Consider the following 18,573-nt stretch of genomic DNA (forward strand, 5'->3'; position numbering starts at 1 on the left):
AGACAAGGGATTGACGCGCGGCAACCGCTGCGCCACGGACCGGACGCGCTGGCGGGACAACGCCCGCGCGGGTCACGCGACGATGCGGCCGGGCAACCGGCAGGCAGGACGACACGAGCGGCGGCGGCCGCGCAACTTGGGATGACGGGAACGATGGTGGCGATACCGGGACGCCATGACGGGTTTGCCGAACTGCGCGCCGCGCGGGGCGGAAACGCCGGTCTGATTGCGGCGGTCGCGGTGTTTTCCGTGGCCGTCAACCTGCTGAACCTGACCGGCCCGCTGTTCATGATGCAGGTCTATGACCGGGTGCTGGGCAGCGGCTCGGTCCCGACACTGGCCGCGCTGTTCGGGCTGGTGGCGTTCCTGTTTGCGATGATGGGCGTGATCGACCTGGCGCGCAGCCGGGTGATGTCGCGGGTGGCGATGCGCTTTCAGGACCGGCTGGAATCGCGCGTGTTCCAGGCCGCCCTGCAGGACGGCGCGCTGACCGGCCAGCAGGCCGCGGCCCAGGGCGGGCTGCGCGATCTGGAGGCGGTGCGCCAGTTGCTCGGCTCTCCGGTGCTGATGGCGCTGTTCGACCTGCCGTGGGCGCCGGTGTTCCTGGCGGGGCTGTTCCTGTTCCATCCCGTGCTGGGCGTGGTGGCGGTGATCGGCGGGCTGATCCTGGTCCTGACAACGTATCTCAACCAGCGGCTGACGCGCCTGCCGTTGCAGACGGCCGCAGTCGCGGGCCAGTCGGCCGACCGCGCCGCCGATCTCTATCGCGACGAGGGCGAGCTGATCGGCGCGCTGGGCATGCGCAAGGCCAGCTTTGCCCGCTGGCGCGGCGCCCGCGACCGGGCGGCCGGCGCGACGATGGTGGGCAGCGACCGCGGTGCGCTGTTCGCGGTCTTTTCGCGCACCTTCCGGCTGTTTCTGCAATCGGCGCTGCTGGCCGCAGGCGCCTGGCTGGTGCTGCGCCAGCAGGTGACGCCGGGGGCGATGATCGCCAGCTCGATCCTGATGGGCCGGGCGCTCGCGCCCGTGGAACAGGTCGTCGGCGGCTGGTCGCTGGTCCAGCGCGCGACGGACGGCTGGAACCGGCTGGGCGGGCTGCTGTCGCGCCGCCCGCCGGAGCCCCAGCGAACCCCCCTGCCCCGTCCCGCCGCCCGGCTGGAGGTCGCGAACCTGTCCGTGGTGCCGCCGGGGCAGACCTCGGCCACGCTGCGGGGCGTCAGCTTCGTCGTGGGGCCGGGCCAGGCGCTGGGCGTGATCGGCCCGTCGGGGGCGGGCAAGTCGACGCTGGCGCGCGCGCTGATCGGGGCATGGCCGCCAGCGGCCGGCAGCATCCGGCTGGATGGCGCCACGCTGGACCAGTACGACCCCGACGTGCTGGGGCGGCTGATCGGCTATCTGCCGCAGCAGGTGACGCTGTTCGACGGCACCATCGCGGAAAACATCGCGCGCCTGTCGCCGCGCCCGGACCCCGACGCGGTCGTCCGCGCCGCCACCGCCGCCGCCGCGCACCGCATGATCCTGGACCTGCCGCAGGGCTACGACACGCCCATCGCGCAGGCGGGGGCGCGGCTGTCGGGGGGCCAGATCCAGCGCGTGGGCCTCGCGCGGGCGCTGTATCAGGACCCGGTCCTGTTCGTGCTGGACGAGCCGAACTCGAACCTGGACAACGAAGGGTCCGAGGCGCTGAACATCGCCATCCGCGCCATCAAGGCCCGCGGCGGCGCGGTCATCATCATGGCGCACCGCCCGGCCGCCATCGCGGAATGCGAACTGCTGCTGGTCATGGAACAGGGACTCCGCCGCGCCTTCGGCCCGCGCGACGAGGTGCTGAAATCGACCGTCAGCAACGCCGAGCAGATCACCCGCAGCAAGGGCGCGGGCGGAGGTGTGACATGACCCGGCAGCCGTCCCCCTCGCAGGGCTCCCCGGGCAAGATCAGCCCGCGCCCGGCCCCCGTGGCCACGGTCGATCCGGCAGCACCCCTGCCGCGCCTGATGCCCGCCCGCCCGTCGGCACCCCAGGGCACCCAGGGGGTCCCCGCCGACCCGCCTGCGTCCGACCGGGTCGATCCCGCGCGCCGCTGGCCGGCCCGCGGCGCGCTGTGGCTGGGGCTGATCGGGATGCTCGTGCTGATCGGCGGCTTCGGCGGCTGGGCCGTGTTCTCGCGAATCGCGGGGGCGGTCGTGGCGCCCGGCCTGGTCGAGGTCGAACAGCACCGGCAGGTCGTCCAGCACCCCGACGGCGGCGTCGTGGCCGAGATCCTCGTGCGCGAGGGACAGCGCGTCCAGGCCGGCGACACGCTGATCCGGCTGGACGGCTCGCTGCTGAAGACCGAACTGGCCATCGTCGAGGGGCAGTATTTCGAGGTTCTCGCCCGCCGTGGCCGGCTGGAGGCCGAGCGGGCCGACGCCGACAGCATCACCTTCCCCGACGAGCTGCGCCGGGTCGCGGCCGAGCGCCCCGAACTGCGGACCCTGATGGAGGGCCAGGTCAGCCTGTTCGAGACGCGCCGCGACACGCTGGCGCAGTCCGTGGACCAGCTGGACAAGCAGGCCGAGCAGGTCCGGCTTCAGATCGACGGGATCGACGCGCAGACGACCGCGCTGGTGACCCAGCGCGAACTGATCGGCGAGGAGTTGACCGATCAGCGCAGCCTGCTGGACAAGGGCCTGGCCCAGGCGCCCCGCGTGCTGGCGCTGGAACGCGAGGCCGCGAGCCTCGACGGCCGCCGCGGCGAGGCCGTCGCCCTGCGCGCCCAGAGCGAGGCGCGGCTGACCGAGATCGACATCACCAAGCTGAAGCAGGCCGCCGAGCGCCGCGAGACGGCCGAGACCGAGTTGCGCGACCAGGGCTATCGCGAGCTTGAGCTGGCCGAGCGCCGGCGCGGGCTGACCGAGCAGGTCTCGCGGCTCGACATCCGCGCCCCGGTCGCGGGCATCGTGCTCCAGATGCAGGTGACGACACCCCGGTCGGTCGTCCGCGCCGCCGACCCGGTGCTGCACATCGTGCCTCAGGACCGTCCGCTGGTGATCGCGGCGCGGATCGCGCCCATCAACATCGACGAGGTCAGCGCGGGCCAGGACGTCAAGCTGCGGTTCTCGGCGTTCTCGAGCCGCACGACGCCCGAGATCCAGGGCGTGCTGGCGCAGGTCTCGGCCGACGCCGTGGCCGATCAGGCGACGCAGGTGCAGTACTACCGCGCCGAAGTCACCATCCCCGAATCCGAGCGCGCCAAGCTGGGCGAGCTGGCGCTGGTCCCCGGAATGCCGGTCGAGGTGTTCATCCAGACCGGAGAGCGAAGCCCGCTGGCCTATCTGCTGCGCCCGCTGAGCGACTATTTCGTCCGGGCCTTCCGCGAAAGCTGACCGCAGGCGCGCGGCGCCGCATCCCCGCCCGACGGGGCAAGCGGCTTGCCCCTGGACGCCCCGCCGGCCTAAGCCTGTCGGGCCGGGTGGCTGACGTGGGGCCGGACCCATGGCCCGGCCGAGTGGAGAGCCAACCGATGCGGATCATCATCTGCGGCGCCGGGCAGGTCGGCTGGCAGATCGCCCGGCAGCTTTCGGGCGAAGGCAACGACATCGTCCTGATCGACCGCGACGAGCGGCTGATCCAGCAGGCCAACGAGGCGCTTGACGTGCAGGGGGTGGTGGGCCACGCCAGCCATCCCGACGCAATGGAACGCGCGGGCGCGCGCGACTGCGACCTGCTGATCGCGGCCACCGCCTCGGACGAGGTCAACATCGTCGCCTGCGAGGTCGCGCACGCCCTGTTCGACGTGCCCCGCAAGATCGCCCGGCTGCGCGCGCCGGCCTATCTCGATCCGCGCTACGCCGATCTCTACCGCGCCAACCACCTGCCGATCGACGTGCTGATCAGCCCCGAGCATGAGATCGCGCTGGCCGCGCTGAGCCGCCTGGACGCGCCCACCACGTTCGACACCGAAACCTTCATGGACGGGCGGGTGCGGATGCTGGGGCTGGCGCTGCCGGCGGATTGCCCGGTCCTGCACACGCCCCTGCGCCAGCTGGACCAGACGTTCTTCGGCCTGCGCGCGGTCGTCGTCGGCATTCGCCGGGGCACCCGGCTGTTCGCGCCCGAACCCGGCGACCAGCTGATGCCGGGCGACCAGGCCTATGTCGTGGCCGCGACCCCCGACGTGGACCGCACGCTGGACATCTTCGGCCGGCCCACGCACGGCGTGCGGCGCGTGGTCATCATCGGCGGCGGCAATGTCGGCGTGGCGGTCGCCCTGGCGCTGGAGGAGCGGGCCGAGCTGAACGTCAAGCTGATCGAGCGCGACCGCGCCCGCGCCGAGACCGCCGCCGACCTGCTGGGGCGCACCATCGTCCTGAACGGCGACGGCATGGGGGCCGACCTGATGGCCGAGGCGGGCGTCCCGCAGGCCGACGTGGTGCTGACGCTGACGCAGGACGACCGCACCAACATCCTGGCTGCCCTGCGCGCGCGGCTGGCGGGCGCGCGCATGGTGATCGCGCTGATCAACGACCCGTCCCTGATCCCGCTGGCCGCAAGCCTGGGGATCGACACGCAGATCAGCCCGCGGGCGGCCACCGTCTCGACCATCCTGCGCCACGTCCGCCGCGGCCGGGTCCGCGACGTCTATTCGCTGGGCGACGCCGAGGCCGAGCTGATCGAGGCGCAGGTGCTGGCCGGATCGGCCCTGGCCGGCACGACCGTGCGCGACATGAAGCTGCCGCGCGGGGCGCTGCTGGCCGCGGTCGAGAAGTCCGGCCAGGTGCTGAAGCCGCGCCCCGACATGCGGCTGGACCAGGGCGACCTGGTGCTGATCTTCGCGTTGGCCGGCGACATCCAGGAGGTCGAGCGCCTGCTTCAGGTCTCGGCCGACTGGTTCTGATGGGCCGCGTCGCGCGCCTGCCGGTGCTGGTGATCGCGGGCCTTGTGATGGCCGCGGCCATGCTGGTCCCGGCGATCCACGCTGCGGTCACCGGGCGCGGCGACATCGCCGCCATCTTTGCGAGCGCCTCCGCCGTGGGGCTGGTCGCAGGCGCGATCCTGGCGCTGGCGACCGAGGCGCCGCCCGCCGCCGCCCCGTCGCGGGGCGTGCTGATGACGATGATCGGGGTCTATGCCGGCCTGCCGCTGATGGCCGCCGTCCCCTTTGCCGCCGTGCAGACCGACACCGGGCTGTTTCATGCCTGGTGGGAAATGCTGTCCTGCCTGACGACCACGGGCGCCACGCTGTACGACGCCGCCCTGCTGCCGCCCAGCCTGCATCTGTGGCGCGCGACGATGGGCTGGTTGGGCGGTCTGTTCATCCTGATCGCGGCCATCGCGCTGATGGCCCCGCTGCGGGTCGGCGGGTTCGAGATCATGGACCGCTCGACCGGCGCCGACGAACGGTTCCAGCGCCTGAAGGGCGCGCCCACGGGGGCCGAACTGCGGCCGGGGCGCGACTATGCCGCCCATCTGGCCGACCCCGCGATGCGCCTGCTGCGGTGGGGCGGGGCGATCCTGCCGCTGTATCTGGGCCTGACGCTGGCGCTGTGGCTGGGGCTGATGCTGGCTGGCGAATCGGGCTTTCAGGCGCTGGTGCGCGCCATGGGCACGCTGTCGACCAGCGGGGTCGCCGCACGCGCGGGTCCGGTGGGCCAGACCGGCGGGGTGGCCGCCGAACTGATCGTGGCGGGCTTCATGCTGTTTGCCCTGTCCCGCCGCACCTGGCCGGGTGGCGGAGAGCTGCTGGCCAGCGCCCGCCTGCGCGACGACCCCGAGCTGCGGATGGCGGCCGGCCTGATCCTGCTGGTCACGGTGACGCTGTTTTTCCGCCCCTTCCTGGGCGCGTTCGAGGCTGTCGATCCGACCGGCGAGCCGCTGCCCGCCGCCGATACGCTGACGGGGGGCCTGGCGCGCGCCGCGGCGGCGGCCTGGGGCGCGGCCTTCACCGCGCTGTCCTATCTGACCACCACCGGCTGGACATCGGTTCACTGGGACGGCGCGCGGGCGTGGTCGGGTCTGTCCGCGCCGGGGCTGATGCTGGCGGGTCTTGCCATCATGGGCGGCGGCGTCGCCACCGCGGCCGGCGGGGTCAAGCTGCTGCGCGTCCACGCGCTGGCGATGCACACCCGGCGCGAACTGGACCGGACCGTCCACCCCGCCTCGATCGCGGGCGGGGGCGCCATCCAGCGGCGGCTGCGGGGCGAGGGCGCCTATCTGGCGTTCATCTTCTTCATGCTGTTCGCGCTGTCGATCGGGGTGACGATCGCTCTGGTCTCGCTGCGTCCCGTCGCGTTCGAGACGGCGACGATCCTCAGCGTGGCGGCGCTGACCAACACCGGCCAGCTGGCCGAGGCGATCCCGCTGATGGCGGTCTTTGACGGCAGCGCGGGGATCGCGGGCGCGCCGTGGCAGGGCTGGGCGGGACTGTCGGTGCTGACGAAATCGGTCCTGGCCGCCGCGATGGTTGCGGGCCGCATCGAGACGCTGGCGATCCTGGCGCTGCTGGCGCCCGCGGGCTGGCGGACGGGCGGCCGGGCGGGCTGGCTGCGCTGACACGGGGGGGGGCGCGTGCCCGGTCCCGCGTGGCGGATGGGAAACACCGCCGCGGGCTGCTGGCGGCGCATCCTTGCAAGGCTGAAATCGCTGACCTAAATGTGAACAGTGTCTGTCCAAGAACAACAAAAAGGGCGCCCCGCATGGCCGGCGACAAGCAGAACCTCCAGGATGCGTTTCTGAACCATGTCCGCAAGGCCAAGGTGCCGGTCACGATCTTTCTGATCAACGGCGTCAAGCTTCAGGGCGTCATCACCTGGTTTGACAATTTCTGCGTCCTGCTGCGCCGCGACGGGCAGTCGCAGCTGGTCTACAAGCACGCGATCTCGACCGTCATGCCGGGCCAGCCCATCAGCCTGTACGAAGGCGAGGACTGATTGGCCGAGACGTTCGAAACGCAGCAGCGCCCGACCCGCGCCTTCGTGGTCCATCCCGACCTGGGCGACCGCCGCGACCAGCGGCGCGCCCCCGAGCTGGCGCTGGAGGAGGCGGTGGCCCTGGCCCGCGCCCTGCCCGCGATCGAGGTCGTGGGCGCAACCGTCGCCAAGCTGCGCAACCCCTCGCCCGGCATGCTGTTTTCCTCGGGCAAGCTGGAGGAGGTCGGGGCCGAGATCGCCGCGGCCGCCGACGGCGAGGGGGCAGAGCTGGTGCTGATCGACGGCCCCGTGACCCCGGTGCAGCAGCGCAACCTGGAAAAGCACCTGAACGTCAAGATCCTGGACCGCACGGGCCTGATCCTGGAAATCTTCGCCGACCGCGCCCGCACCCGCGAGGGCGTGCTTCAGGTGGAACTGGCCGCGCTGTCCTATCAGCGCACGCGGCTGGTGCGCGCCTGGACCCACCTGGAACGCCAGCGCGGCGGCTTCGGCTTTGTCGGCGGCCCCGGCGAGACGCAGATCGAGGCCGACCGGCGCGCCATCGACGACCAGATGATCCGCCTGCGCCGGCAGCTGGACCGCGTGGTCAAGACCCGCACCTTGCATCGCGCCGCGCGGGCCAAGGTGCCCTATCCGATCGTCGCGCTGGTCGGCTATACCAACGCCGGGAAATCGACGCTGTTCAACCGCCTGACCGGGGCCGAGGTGGTGGCCGAGGACATGCTGTTCGCCACGCTCGACCCGACAATGCGGGCGATCAACCTGCCCGGCGCGGATGGCGAGGCGCGGGGGCGGCGCGTCATCCTGTCCGACACGGTGGGCTTTATCAGCGACCTGCCGACCGAACTGGTCGCGGCCTTCCGCGCAACGCTGGAGGAGGTGCTGGAGGCCGATCTGATCCTGCACGTCCGCGACATCAGCCATCCCGAGACCGAGGAGCAGGCCGCCGACGTGGGCGACATCCTCGACAGCCTGGGCGTGGACGAGGACGTGGCCCTGATCGAGGTCTGGAACAAGATCGACGCGCTGTCCCCCGACACCCGTGCCGCGCTGCGGCGCACCGATTCGCGCCGTGCAGACGTGCAGGCGGTCAGCGCCCTGACCGGCGAGGGGCTGGACGACCTGGTCGCCGCGATCGACGCCCGCCTGGCCGAGGTGCTGGACGAGCACCGATCCGAGGCGGTGGTGACGATCCCCCATGACGACGGCCGCCGCAGGGCCTGGCTGCATGCGGCCGGTGTGGTCGAGGGCGAGGAGACGGCGGACGACGCGCAGCGCCTGCGCGTCCGCTGGACCGACCGCCAATGCCGCGCGTTTCAGGCCCTGGACAGCACCGCCGACCCGAAGGCCGAGGACGACGAAAGCGACGATGCCCCGGCCGGTCGCACGCCCGGCGGCTGGGACCCGCTCGCCCGCGACTGAGGGCGTGCGCGGGGGCGCTGCCCCGACGCCGCTGTTGGCGCGCGCCGGTTGCCTCGCCCGTCCGCGCGCGGCGACAGGTGAGGCGCGCCCTGCCCTGACGCCAACGCAGGCGTACCCATCGCCAGCCTTGCCATCAGGCCGGCTGGGGCCCGCACGCTTGCAGCGATGACCTGCACGTCTGCCGCCAGCGGCGCGCAGGCCGAATGCCGGGTGCCGGGTCCGCGCAACGTTCGTCCGCTTGCAGTCGCGGCCTGTCCCTGCCCACGACGGTGTGCGAGGCCGCCACCTCGGCCCGTTGCCGCAGGGGGACTGGCCCGCCTGCGACCGCGGCCGTTCCCTCGGGCGAACGCGCCGGCACGCGGCCCGGCGTGCCTAGGTTCCCATGACCTCTTCCTCGATCCGTCCGCCCACGACGCCCAGCGACTTCAGCTTGCGGTGCAGGGCGGATCGCTCCATGCCGACGAACTGCGCGGTGCGGCTGATGTTGCCGCCGAAGCGGTTGATCTGCGTCAGCAGGTAATCCCGCTCGAACAGCTCGCGCGCCTCGCGCAGGGCCAGCGCGGTGATCTGCGGGCCCAGCGCCAGCGTCTCGCCGGCGTCGTGCGACGGGCCCTGCGGCTGCAGCTCGGCCGGCTGGATCGGGCCGGTGCCGTCGCCCAGGATCAGGACGCGCTCGATCACGTTGCGCAGCTGGCGGATGTTGCCCGGCCAGCGCATCGCCTGCAGCGCGGCGATGCTGTCCTCGGGCAGCGCCCGGGCGGGCAGGCCTTGGCTGGCGTGGAACTGGTTGATGAAATGGCGCGCCAGCTCGGCGATGTCCTCGCGCCGTTCGCCCAGGGCCGGAACGGGGACGGGGACGACGTTCAGCCGGTCGAACAGCTCCTGCCGGAACCGCCCCGCGGCGATCTCGGTCGCCAGGTCCCGGTTTGTGGACGAGATCACCCGCAGGTCCACGCGCACCCGGTCGCTGCCGCCCGCCCGCGTGAACTGCTGTTCGGTCAGCACGCGCAGGATCTTGGGCTGGGTGCCCAGCGGCATGTCGGCGACCTCGTCGAAATAGATGACGCCGCCGTGCGCCTGCTCCAGCAGTCCCGGCTCGACCCCCCGCTCGGGCGTCTCGCGGCCGAACAGCACCTCCTCCATCCGGTCGGGCGCGATCGAGGCGCAGGGAACGGTGACGAACGCCGCGCCCGCGCGCGGGCTGTGGGCGTGGATGTAGCGGGCGGCCAGCTCCTTGCCGGTGCCCGGCTCGCCGGTCAGCATGACCCGGCCGTTGGACTTGGCCACCTTGTCGAGATTGTCGCGCAGCCGGCGGAAGGGCGCGGAATGGCCCAGCATCTCGGTCGAGGCGACCTCCTTGCGGCGCAGCTGGGCGTTCTCGCGGCGCAGGCGGCTGGTTTCCATGGCGCGCGTGATCACGACCATCAGCTGGTCGATGTTGAAGGGCTTTTCGATGAAGTCATAGGCGCCCTGCTTGATCGCGGCGACCGCGATCTCGATGTTGCCGTGGCCCGAGATGATGACCACGGGCACGTCGGGGTTGTTGCGCTTGACCTGCTTGAGGATGTCGATGCCGTCCATCCGGCTGTCCTTCAGCCAGATGTCCAGGATCATCAGCGCCGGTTCCTCGGCGTTGATCGCGGCCAGCGCCTCGTCGGCGTTGGCGGCCACCCGCGTGGCATAGCCCTCGTCCCGCAGGATGTCGGCGATCAGTTCGCGGATGTCGCGTTCGTCGTCGACGATCAGAATGTCGCTCATGTGCCTGTCGCCTCTTCGGTTCTGGTTTTTCGCGCCGCCGCCAGCCGGACGGGCTGGCGTTCGCGCGGCAGTCGGATTTCGGCCATCGCACCGCGGTGGCCATCGCCCTCGGGGGCCGCGTCGGTCAGGATCAGCTGGCCGCCGTGTTCCTCGACGATCTTCTTGACGATAGGCAGGCCCAGGCCGGTGCCGCCCGATTTCATCGTCACATAGGGCTCGAACAGGCGCGAGCGGTCCTCGGGCAGGCCCACGCCGTTGTCGGTGATGCGGATCGTGACCGCGTCCGGGCGCGCCTGCAGGGTGACGGCGACGCGGGGCTGCCAGTCGCCGGGGGCGCGGTCGCGCAGCGCCTCGCCCGCATTCTTCAGCAGGTTGGTGAACACCTGGCCCATCATGCCGGGGTCGCAGTCCACGATCACCGGCTGGTCCGGGATGTCGACCGCAAGCGCCGCCCCCAGCGCCTCGCGTTGCAGGGTGACGGCCTCGTGCAGCAGCCGCGCCAGATCGGTTTCCTTGCGATCGGGCTCGGGCATCCGGGCAAAGCGCGAGAACTCGTCCACGATCCGGCGCAGATCGCCGGTCTGGCGGATGATCACCTCGGTATACTGCGCCAGCGCCTCGCGGTCCTCGTCGGTGGCCGCCAGCTTGCCGAACTTGCGCCGGATGCGTTCGGCCGACAGCTGGATGGGGGTCAGCGGGTTCTTGATCTCGTGCGCCACGCGGCGGGCCACGTCCCCCCAGGCGGCCATGCGCTGGGCCGTGACCAGTTCGGTCACGTCGTCAAAGGCGATCACATAGCCCTCGATGGCGCCAGCGTCGGACAGGCGGGCCGCCATGCGCACCAGCAGGCTTTCCATGTGCCCGTCGCGCATCAGCCGCACCTCGTCCTGGACGCTTTCGGCGACGGACTGGCCCAGCCGGGTGAACAGCGGGGCGAACTCGGGCACGGCCTGCGCCAGCGGCACGTCCTGGCGCCCGGCGGGGTCGAGGCCCAGCAGACGCGTGGCCGAGCGGTTCAGGAAGTCGATCTCGCCCGCCGCATCCAGCCCGATCACCCCCGATGTGACCGACGACAGGACGCTGTCGAACAGCCGCCGCTGGTCGTCCGCCGCGCGATAGCTGTCGACCAGCTCGTCGCGCTGGGCCTTGAGCTGGCGGGTCATCTGGTTGAAGTTCTCACCCAGCGTCTGAATCTCGTCCCCCGTGTCGGACCGGGGCACCTGCACGTTCAGGTTGCCTGCGCCGACCTCCTGGGAGGCGGCGGCCAGCCGCCCGATGGGGCGCGACAGCCGTTCGGCGAACCACAGCCCGGCCCAGATCGCCGCTGCCACCAGCAGCAGCGCAAAGCCCAGATAGACCAGCGAGAACTCGAACAGCACGCGCGACCGGGTCTGTTCAAGTTGCTGGTAAAGGCCCACGGTGGCGCGCGTCTTGTCCAGCAGCCCCAGCAGCTCGCCGTCCACGTCACGGGTGACATACAGATAGCGGTTGGGCAGCCGCGGCATCGCGACCAGCGCGCGGAACTCGTTGTTGTCCCAGTCCTCGATCAGCACCAGCCCGTCCGTCTGGGCGGCCCGGAACTGCTCGGGCGCGGGCTGTTCGTACCAGAACCGATAGCTGCGTTCGCCCCGCGCCCGGATCGCGCCGGTGCCGTCGATGACATAGGCCTCGCGCAGGCCGCGCTGGATCAGGCCCTGCCCTTCGGTCAGCACGGCGCGCAGGGCGCCGTCGTCGATCAGGGGCGCCACGCGGGCCGCGTCGTCGATGACCCGCGCCAGCAGCCGGGCGTCGGCGGTCAGGTCGCGGCGATGCTCGTTCTGATAGGCCTCGGCCGCCGACAGCGAGGTGGCGACGACCTGCTGGACCCGTTGGGAAAACCAGCCCTCAAGCCCGATGTTGACGGTCAGCCCGGCGAACAGCGCGACCAGCACCGTGGGCACCAGCGCGATGCCGGCGAAGACGCCGACCAGGCGCATGTGCAGCCGCGACCCGGCGGCGGCGTTGCGCCGGGCGGCCACCATGCGCGCCAGCCGCGCGCCCACCAGCCCGACCAGCAGCAGGATGTAGATCAGGTCCGCCAGCAGCACGAGCCGCAGCGCCGTGCTTTCGGACGTGGTGCCCAGCGGCCCCATCACGGCATAGGTAGCGAGGGCAAGCACCGGCCCCAGCACGGCAAGCGCCAGCCCCGCCGCGCCCTGCACGCGACGCCGCCGGCGCAGTCGCGCCAGCCTGTCCCAGGATGTCCCTGCAAGGGCTTGTGCCACCTGCCTGCCTCGCTCGGTCTGCCGCTGTTGTCGCGGCTTACTGTGGCGCGGGCGTTACGCCGCCCGTCGCATCTGTGACCGTTTTACATCAGGCGGCGGCGGCGTGTCACCTCGATATTCAGGTCGTTCACCTTCTTGCGAAGCGTATTGCGGTTGATGCCCAGAAGCTCGGCGCAGCGCAGCTGGTTGCCGCCCGAGGCGTCCAGCGCGATCTGGATCAGGGGCCGCTCGATCTCGCGCAGGATGCGGTCGTACAGCCCGGCGGGCGGCAACTGATCGCCGTGCAGGTCGAAATAGCGTTGCAGGTGCTGCTCGACGGACTCGGCCAGCCGTCCGGTCGGTCCGGCCATCGCCGCGGCCTGGGGCAGGGCGGACGCCTCGGGCGTGGCGGGGCCGGCGGTGCGGGCGACGGGGGGCGCGGCCGGCCCCGCCGCATAGCCCGCAGCCCCGCCCAGCGCGGCGCGCACCTCGTCGGCGCCGATGTCGGGGGCGCTGCCGGTGACGGCCAGGCGGCGCAGCAGGTTTTCCAGCTCGCGCACGTTGCCGGGAAAGGGATGGGCGCGCAGCACCTCGGCCGCGTCCTGGCCCAGGGTGCGGCCGGGCAGGCCCTGCCCGGCGGCGCGCGCCAGCAGATGCCGCGCCAGCGGCGGGATGTCGTCCAGCCGCGCCCGCAGCGGCGGCACCGTCAGCACAAGCCCCGCCAGCCTGTAATACAGGTCCTGCCGCAGCCGCCCGGCCGCCATCTCGGCCATCGGATCGGGGCCGGTCGTGGCCACCAGCCGGGGCGCGCGGGCACGGTCGGGGCCGCTCTCGGCGCTTTCGATCAGCCCGACCAGGCGTCCCTGCACCGTCGGGTCCAGGCTGCCCGCATCCTCGATCAGCAGGGTGCCGCCGGTGGCCCGCACCATCGCGTCGCCCAGTGCGTCGAGCGCGTCGGCAGGCGTCAGGCGAACCAGCGCCGCGCCCTTGCGGTCGCCGAACTCGTGCAGCGCCCGCGCCACGGTGGTGCGGCCGGACCCCGATTCGCCCGCGACGATCACCGGCAGGTCGGCATTCACGACGCGGGCCAGCGTGCGAAACAGCGCCTGCATCGCCGGCGCGCGGCCGACCAGCGCCGCGGCGGGATCGGTCGCCGGCGTCTCCGCTCCCTCTGCCCCGCCGTCGCCCGGATTGGCGCCCGTGGCCCGGCGCGGACGGCGCGACAGCCCCGCCCGCACCCGCGCCATCAGGTCGGGCAGGTCGAACGGCTTGGGCAGATAGTCGAAGGCGTCCGCCTCGGTCGCGCGGATCGTGGTGACGATGGTGTTCTGGGCCGAGATCACGATCACCGGCAGGTCGGCGCGCGTGCGGCGGATCTGGGGGATCATGTCGATGCCGTTGCCGTCGGGCATCATCACGTCGGTGACGACCAGGTCGCCGCGCCCCTCCTCGACCCAGCGCATCAGCTGCGACAGCGTGCCCGTGGCATGGACCCGGCAGCCGGCGCGGGTCAGCGCCTGCGTCAGCACGGTGCGGATGGTGCGGTCGTCATCGGCGATCAGGACGGTGCCATCCATCGACGGTCTCCTTCAGCGGGGCGGTTCGGGGTGGCGAGAGTCGGGACGGTGGGGGTGGGGGCCTCGCGGATCGGGCGCGCGGGGCAGCGACAGGCGGAACAGGGTGCGGCCGGGCTGGCTGTCCACGCGGATGCGCGCGCCATGGTCGGTGACGATCTTGCCGACAAGCGCCAGCCCAAGGCCGGTGCCGTTCTCGCGCCCGGACACGAAGGGCTCGAAGATCTGGTCGGCGATCGCATCCGGGATGCCGGGGCCGTTGTCCTCGATCTCGACCTGCAGGGGCAGAGGCTCGCCGGTGTCGGCGCGCACGGTCCCGTCATAGGCGGTGCGGATGCGGATCAGGGGATCGGGCGGCGGCGCGCGCCCCAGCGCCTCGGCCGCGTTGCGCAGCAGGTTCTGGACCAGCTGCACCATGGCGTCGGCATCGACCAGCGCCGGCGGCAGCGAGGGGTCATAGTCGCTGACCATCCGCGGCGCACGGCCCGTCAGCTCGAAGATGCGGCGCGCGCGGTCCAGCACGTCGTGGATGTTGACCGCCCCCCGCCGCGGGGGCGAGGTGTCGCCGAATCGTTCCACCTGGTCCATCAGCGCCACGATGCGACGGCTTTCGGCGACGATCAGGTCGGCCAGGTCGCGGTCCTCGGGGCCCAGTCCCTGCCGCAGCAGCTGCGCGGCGCCGCGGATGCCGGCCAGCGGGTTCTTGATCTCGTGGGCCAGCATCTCGGCCATGCCGATGGCGGCGCGGGCGCCGCGGCGGGGCGGCTCGACCCCGTCGCCGTCCGGCACGATGGCGGCCACGGACCCGCCGCCGGGCAGCGCCGACAGATGGACGGCGCCGCGCCGCAGGGTCCAGCCCCCGGCACGGTCGCCGATCTGAAAGGTCACGCGGCGGCGGTGGACAGGCTCCTCGGAGGCGGCGGCCGCGGCCAGCAGGGCGGGCACCTCGGCGGCGACGCGCAGGCGCGCAAACAGCGACGGATCGCCGGGCGACAGTCCCCGGACCGACCGCGTGGACAGGTTCAGCCACCGCTCGGCCGCCTCGTTCAGGCGCAGAAAGCGCCCCTGGGCGTCGAACAGCACGACCGGCAGCGGCAGCCCGGCAAAGCCCGCCGCGGCGGCAGCCGCGTCGTCGTGGCCGTTGCCGGGCGGCGCGGTCATGCCGCGCGCCCCGGAAACGGCCGCGCCCCTGCGCCGGAAAACACCGCGGCGATGGCCCGGCGGGCGGCAGCCGCGTCGGCGGCGGCCATCAGCGCCCGCCGTGCGGCCGCGGGGTCGGGCAGGTCGGCGGCCTCGGCGTACCAGCCCAGGTGCTTGCGGGCGACGCGCAGGCCCAGGTCGGCGCCATAATGGGACAGGATGTCGTCGTGATGGGCCGCGACCGCATCGGCCAGCGCCGCCCCCTGCGGCACCACGGGCGCGGGTGCGCCGTGCAGGGCGTGGGCGATCTGGGCCACCCGCCACGGCGCCCCCTGCGCGCCGCGCCCGATCATCACCGCATCCGCCCCCGAGGCCGCCCGCGCCGCCCGCGCGCTGGCGGCGTCCACGATGTCGCCGTTGGCGACCAGCGGCAGGCCGGGCACCGCGTCGCGCACGGCGCGGATGGCCGACCAGTCGGCGCGCCCGGTATAGAACTGCGCCCGCGTGCGGCCGTGAACGGCGATCATCCGCACGCCAGCGTCCCGCGCGCGCCGCGCCAGCTCGGGCGCGTTCAGGCAGTCGTCGTCCCAGCCCAGCCGCATCTTCAGCGTCACGGGCAGGTCGGGAACGGCGGCCACGACGGCCTCGATCAGGGCCAGCGCCCGGTCGGGTTCGCGCATCAGGGCCGCGCCGGACAGCCCGCCCGTCACCTTTTTCGCCGGGCACCCCATGTTGATGTCGATGATCCGCGCCCCCATGCCGGCCACGATGCGCGCGGTCTCGGCCATCGCCTGCGCCTCGCGCCCGGCGATCTGGACGCTGACCGGCACGTCACCCTGGGTCCGGGCCTTGGCGCGCACCGCGGCGCGGGTGGAGGGGCGCGGCGTCACCATCTCGGTCGAGGCGACCATCTCGCTGACCACCAGCCCCGCGCCATGCGCGGCGACCGCGCGGCGGAACGGCAGGTCGGTGATCCCCGCCATGGGGGCAAGGAACACCGGCGGGTCCAGCGCAAAGGGGCCAAGGCGGATCGGATCAGCGGTCATGTCTGCAAGCTCTAGTCACCCGGGGCACCCGCGACAGGGGCCTGCCCCGCCCCGCCGCTGGGACGGGCCCCCTGCGATGCGGATTGCCTGTTCGCGCACAGCCATGCACAAAAAAGCGGCAGCTTGCAAACACGACATCGGGATTGCCCGCGCCCTTGCCCAGGCGGCAGTAGAAATGCGACATGAACGGCAAGGGCTGTTGGCCGCGCGGCGTCCCGCGCCCTAGGCTGGCGGCACAGACCTGATGTGCAGGAGGCGCATGTGTTCCTGTCGGTATTCGACCTGTTCAAGGTGGGGGTGGGCCCGTCCTCGTCGCACACGATGGGGCCGATGGTGGCCGGGGCGCGGTTTCTTGACCGATTGCGGGCGGCGCCGTTCCAGGCGCACGGGCTGCGTGCCAGCCTGCACGGCAGCCTGGCGTTCACCGGCAAGGGCCATGCCACCGACCGGGCGACCATCCTGGGGCTGGCGGGGTTCAGCCCCGACACGCTGGACCGCGACCGGGCGGACGCGGTCCTTGCGGCCAACCGCACGGATCATCAGCTGTCGCCGCCCGGACTCGGCACGCTGCGGTTCGATCCCGACCGCGACCTGATCTTCGATTTCGACCGGCCGCTGCCCGGCCATGCCAACGGCATGATCCTGATGGCGACCGACGCGCAGGGCGACGTGATCCTGTCGGAAACCTATTACTCGATCGGCGGCGGATTCGTTCTGACGGCGGACGAGATGGCCGCCCGCGGCGACGAAAGCCGCACCGACGCCACGCCGCGCGTGCCGCATCCGTTTTCCACCGCCGCCGAGATGCTGGCGATGGCCCGCGCCTCGGGCAAGTCCATCGCGCAGATGAAGCTGGAGAACGAGCGCGTCCACCGCAGCGATGCCGAAATCCGGCAGGGCCTTGCCCGGCTGTGGCAGGTGATGCGCGACTGCATGGACCGCGGACTGGCGCAGGGCGGCACCCTGCCCGGCGGCCTGAACATCCGCCGCCGCGCGCACGGCATCCATCAGGCGCTGCTGGCCGAACGCGGCATGAACCAGACCGCGCCCCATATCATCAACGACTGGATGTCGACCTATGCCATGGCGGTGAACGAGGAGAACGCGGCAGGCGGCCAGGTCGTGACCGCGCCCACCAACGGCGCGGCCGGCGTCGTGCCCGCGGTGATCCGCTATTGGCTGGACCATGTGCCGGGCGCGTCCGAAAGCCAGCTGCCCGAGTTCCTGCTGACCGCCGCCGCGATCGGCGGGCTGGTCAAGCACAACGCCAGCATCTCGGGCGCCGAGGCGGGCTGCCAGGCCGAGGTCGGCAGCGCCAGCGCCATGGCGGCCGCGGGGCTGGCGGCGGTCCTGGGCGGCACGCCCGAGCAGGTCGAGAACGCCGCCGAGATCGCGCTGGAGCATCACCTTGGCATGACCTGCGACCCGGTGGCGGGGCTGGTGCAGGTGCCCTGCATCGAGCGCAACGGCCTGGGCGCGATCAAGGCGGTCAGCGCCGCCAGCCTGTCGCTGCGCGGCGACGGGGCGCATTTCGTGCCCCTGGACGCCGCGATCGAGACGATGCGCCAGACCGGCCGCGACATGTCGGACAAGTACAAGGAAACCTCGCTGGGCGGGCTGGCGGTCAACGTCCCGAACTGTTGACGGCAAGACGCCGCGCAGCCGGGCGGATTTCGCATCCCTATGGGCGGCGTGCGCTTGTCAGGACAGGTGCGCCTGTCTAAGGCTGGCATCAAAGAACAAGCCTTGAGCGACGGACAGGACCTGACATGACATCCCGCTTTGCCTTGCTGGCCCTGCCGCTGGCACTGGCCGCCTGCGACGCCCAGTCGCGGGCCGACTTTCGCATGCCCTGGGACCAGCCCGCGCCGCCGGCCGTGGCGCCCGTCGATCCCAACGCGCCGCCCAAGCCGGCGATCCCCGACCCGACCGGCGCCTCGCCGCTGGACCAGCCGCTGGAGGTGGGGGGCGCCACCGCACCCGTCGCCACCGCCGAGCGCAAGACGCTGGAGGCCACGAGCTTCGTCGCCGCGGGCGAGGGATGGAGCGCGACGGTCAGCGACGGCTCGGCCCGTTTCGAGCGGCCCGGCGCCAGGGCCGCGACCGTGGCGGTCAAGCGCGTTCCCTATGCGGGCGGGGTCGAGTACATCGGCACGCTGAACGACCAGCCGTTTGCGCTGACCATCCGCAGCGCGGACTGCGGCGACCAGCCGATGACCGCCATGCTGCGCGCCAACGGTGCCCGCTTTGCCGGTTGCGCGACGCCGGGGGTCCCCGCCGCGACCGGCCCCGCCGCAGCAAGCGCGACGCCGAAAGCCAAACCCGACGCCGTCCCGACCGCTGCCGCGGCGGCCACGACCGCAGAGCTCGGTTCGGCGCCTATCGGTTCGGCCCGACCACCGCGGGCCTGATGCCATCCGGCCGGGGCGGGCCCGCCGCCCCGCCGACCGTTTCCGGCCCCCACCGCCCCGCCAGCGCGGGC

The 18,573-nt window shown here is 72.6% G+C and carries 13 protein-coding genes; 8 read left to right on the forward strand and 5 right to left on the reverse strand.

From position 1 onward, the window contains the following. Nucleotides 1–153 precede the first annotated feature (153 nt). From DPQ23_RS12990 to hflX, 6 genes are all read left to right on the forward strand, one after another. Complete coding sequence (locus DPQ23_RS12990; RefSeq protein ID WP_112875247.1) at nucleotides 154–1,896, forward strand: type I secretion system permease/ATPase; 1,743 nt, start codon at nucleotides 154–156, stop codon at nucleotides 1,894–1,896. Next, nucleotides 1,893–3,365, forward strand: coding sequence for an HlyD family type I secretion periplasmic adaptor subunit (locus DPQ23_RS12995; protein ID WP_112875215.1), 1,473 nt, complete (start codon nucleotides 1,893–1,895; stop codon nucleotides 3,363–3,365). Before DPQ23_RS12990 ends, DPQ23_RS12995 begins: the two co-directional genes overlap by 4 nt. A gap of 137 nt (nucleotides 3,366–3,502) precedes the next feature. Next, on the forward strand, nucleotides 3,503–4,876 hold the full coding sequence (gene trkA, locus DPQ23_RS13000) for a Trk system potassium transporter TrkA (RefSeq protein ID WP_112875216.1): 1,374 nt from the start codon (nucleotides 3,503–3,505) through the stop codon (nucleotides 4,874–4,876). Further along, nucleotides 4,876–6,531 (forward strand): TrkH family potassium uptake protein, encoded by a 1,656-nt coding sequence (locus DPQ23_RS13005; RefSeq protein WP_112875217.1) that lies wholly within the window; start codon nucleotides 4,876–4,878, stop codon nucleotides 6,529–6,531. Before trkA ends, DPQ23_RS13005 begins: the two co-directional genes overlap by 1 nt. Nucleotides 6,532–6,674: 143 nt before the next feature. Further along, on the forward strand, nucleotides 6,675–6,908 hold the full coding sequence (gene hfq / locus DPQ23_RS13010) for an RNA chaperone Hfq (RefSeq protein ID WP_112875218.1): 234 nt from the start codon (nucleotides 6,675–6,677) through the stop codon (nucleotides 6,906–6,908). Continuing rightward, a complete protein-coding gene (gene hflX, locus DPQ23_RS13015; protein WP_112875219.1) occupies nucleotides 6,909–8,330 on the forward strand; it encodes a GTPase HflX in 1,422 nt (473 codons plus the stop codon). 372 nt (nucleotides 8,331–8,702) lie between these two features. Here hflX and ntrX read toward each other — a convergent pair whose 3' ends face one another. From ntrX to dusB, 5 genes are all read right to left on the reverse strand, one after another. Beyond that, complete coding sequence (gene ntrX, locus DPQ23_RS13020) at nucleotides 8,703–10,088, reverse strand: nitrogen assimilation response regulator NtrX (RefSeq protein ID WP_112875220.1); 1,386 nt, start codon at nucleotides 10,086–10,088, stop codon at nucleotides 8,703–8,705. Then, nucleotides 10,085–12,352, reverse strand: a complete 2,268-nt coding sequence (locus DPQ23_RS13025) for a sensor histidine kinase NtrY-like (RefSeq protein WP_240602750.1) — start codon at nucleotides 12,350–12,352, stop codon at nucleotides 10,085–10,087. Before DPQ23_RS13025 ends, ntrX begins: the two co-directional genes overlap by 4 nt. A gap of 83 nt (nucleotides 12,353–12,435) precedes the next feature. Next, nucleotides 12,436–13,908, reverse strand: coding sequence for a response regulator (locus DPQ23_RS13030; protein WP_112875221.1), 1,473 nt, complete (start codon nucleotides 13,906–13,908; stop codon nucleotides 12,436–12,438). 12 nt (nucleotides 13,909–13,920) lie between these two features. After that, nucleotides 13,921–15,066 (reverse strand): two-component system sensor histidine kinase NtrB, encoded by a 1,146-nt coding sequence (locus tag DPQ23_RS13035; RefSeq protein WP_112875222.1) that lies wholly within the window; start codon nucleotides 15,064–15,066, stop codon nucleotides 13,921–13,923. Beyond that, nucleotides 15,063–16,091 carry a tRNA dihydrouridine synthase DusB gene (dusB, locus tag DPQ23_RS13040; RefSeq protein WP_112875223.1) on the reverse strand — a complete coding sequence of 343 codons (1,029 nt, stop codon included), beginning with the start codon at nucleotides 16,089–16,091 and terminating at the stop codon, nucleotides 15,063–15,065. Before dusB ends, DPQ23_RS13035 begins: the two co-directional genes overlap by 4 nt. A gap of 261 nt (nucleotides 16,092–16,352) precedes the next feature. Between dusB and DPQ23_RS13045 the strand changes: the two genes are divergently transcribed. Together DPQ23_RS13045 and DPQ23_RS13050 are read left to right on the forward strand one after the other, a co-directional pair. Further along, the gene (locus DPQ23_RS13045) at nucleotides 16,353–17,735 is read left to right on the forward strand and encodes an L-serine ammonia-lyase (protein ID WP_112875224.1); all 1,383 of its coding nucleotides are present in this window, start codon (nucleotides 16,353–16,355) and stop codon (nucleotides 17,733–17,735) included. 125 nt (nucleotides 17,736–17,860) lie between these two features. Then, complete coding sequence (locus DPQ23_RS13050; RefSeq protein ID WP_112875225.1) at nucleotides 17,861–18,502, forward strand: hypothetical protein; 642 nt, start codon at nucleotides 17,861–17,863, stop codon at nucleotides 18,500–18,502. The last annotated feature ends 71 nt before the right edge of the window (nucleotides 18,503–18,573 follow it).

Origin of the sequence: Paracoccus endophyticus (assembly GCF_003286075.1) — a bacterium.
GTDB classification, from domain to species: domain Bacteria; phylum Pseudomonadota; class Alphaproteobacteria; order Rhodobacterales; family Rhodobacteraceae; genus Paracoccus; species Paracoccus endophyticus.

What these genes read in the sequence shown, in the direction of transcription:
- DPQ23_RS12990 (WP_112875247.1), top strand. Translation starts at nt 154, where the DNA reads ATGGTGGCGATACCGGGACGCCATGACGGGTTTGCCGAACTGCGCGCC.
- DPQ23_RS12995 (WP_112875215.1), top strand. Translation starts at nt 1,893, where the DNA reads ATGACCCGGCAGCCGTCCCCCTCGCAGGGCTCCCCGGGCAAGATCAGC.
- trkA (WP_112875216.1), top strand. Translation starts at nt 3,503, where the DNA reads ATGCGGATCATCATCTGCGGCGCCGGGCAGGTCGGCTGGCAGATCGCC.
- DPQ23_RS13005 (WP_112875217.1), top strand. Translation starts at nt 4,876, where the DNA reads ATGGGCCGCGTCGCGCGCCTGCCGGTGCTGGTGATCGCGGGCCTTGTG.
- hfq (WP_112875218.1), top strand. Translation starts at nt 6,675, where the DNA reads ATGGCCGGCGACAAGCAGAACCTCCAGGATGCGTTTCTGAACCATGTC.
- ntrX (WP_112875220.1), bottom strand. Translation starts at nt 10,088, where the DNA reads ATGAGCGACATTCTGATCGTCGACGACGAACGCGACATCCGCGAACTG.
- DPQ23_RS13030 (WP_112875221.1), bottom strand. Translation starts at nt 13,908, where the DNA reads ATGGATGGCACCGTCCTGATCGCCGATGACGACCGCACCATCCGCACC.
- DPQ23_RS13035 (WP_112875222.1), bottom strand. Translation starts at nt 15,066, where the DNA reads ATGACCGCGCCGCCCGGCAACGGCCACGACGACGCGGCTGCCGCCGCG.
- dusB (WP_112875223.1), bottom strand. Translation starts at nt 16,091, where the DNA reads ATGACCGCTGATCCGATCCGCCTTGGCCCCTTTGCGCTGGACCCGCCG.
- DPQ23_RS13050 (WP_112875225.1), top strand. Translation starts at nt 17,861, where the DNA reads ATGACATCCCGCTTTGCCTTGCTGGCCCTGCCGCTGGCACTGGCCGCC.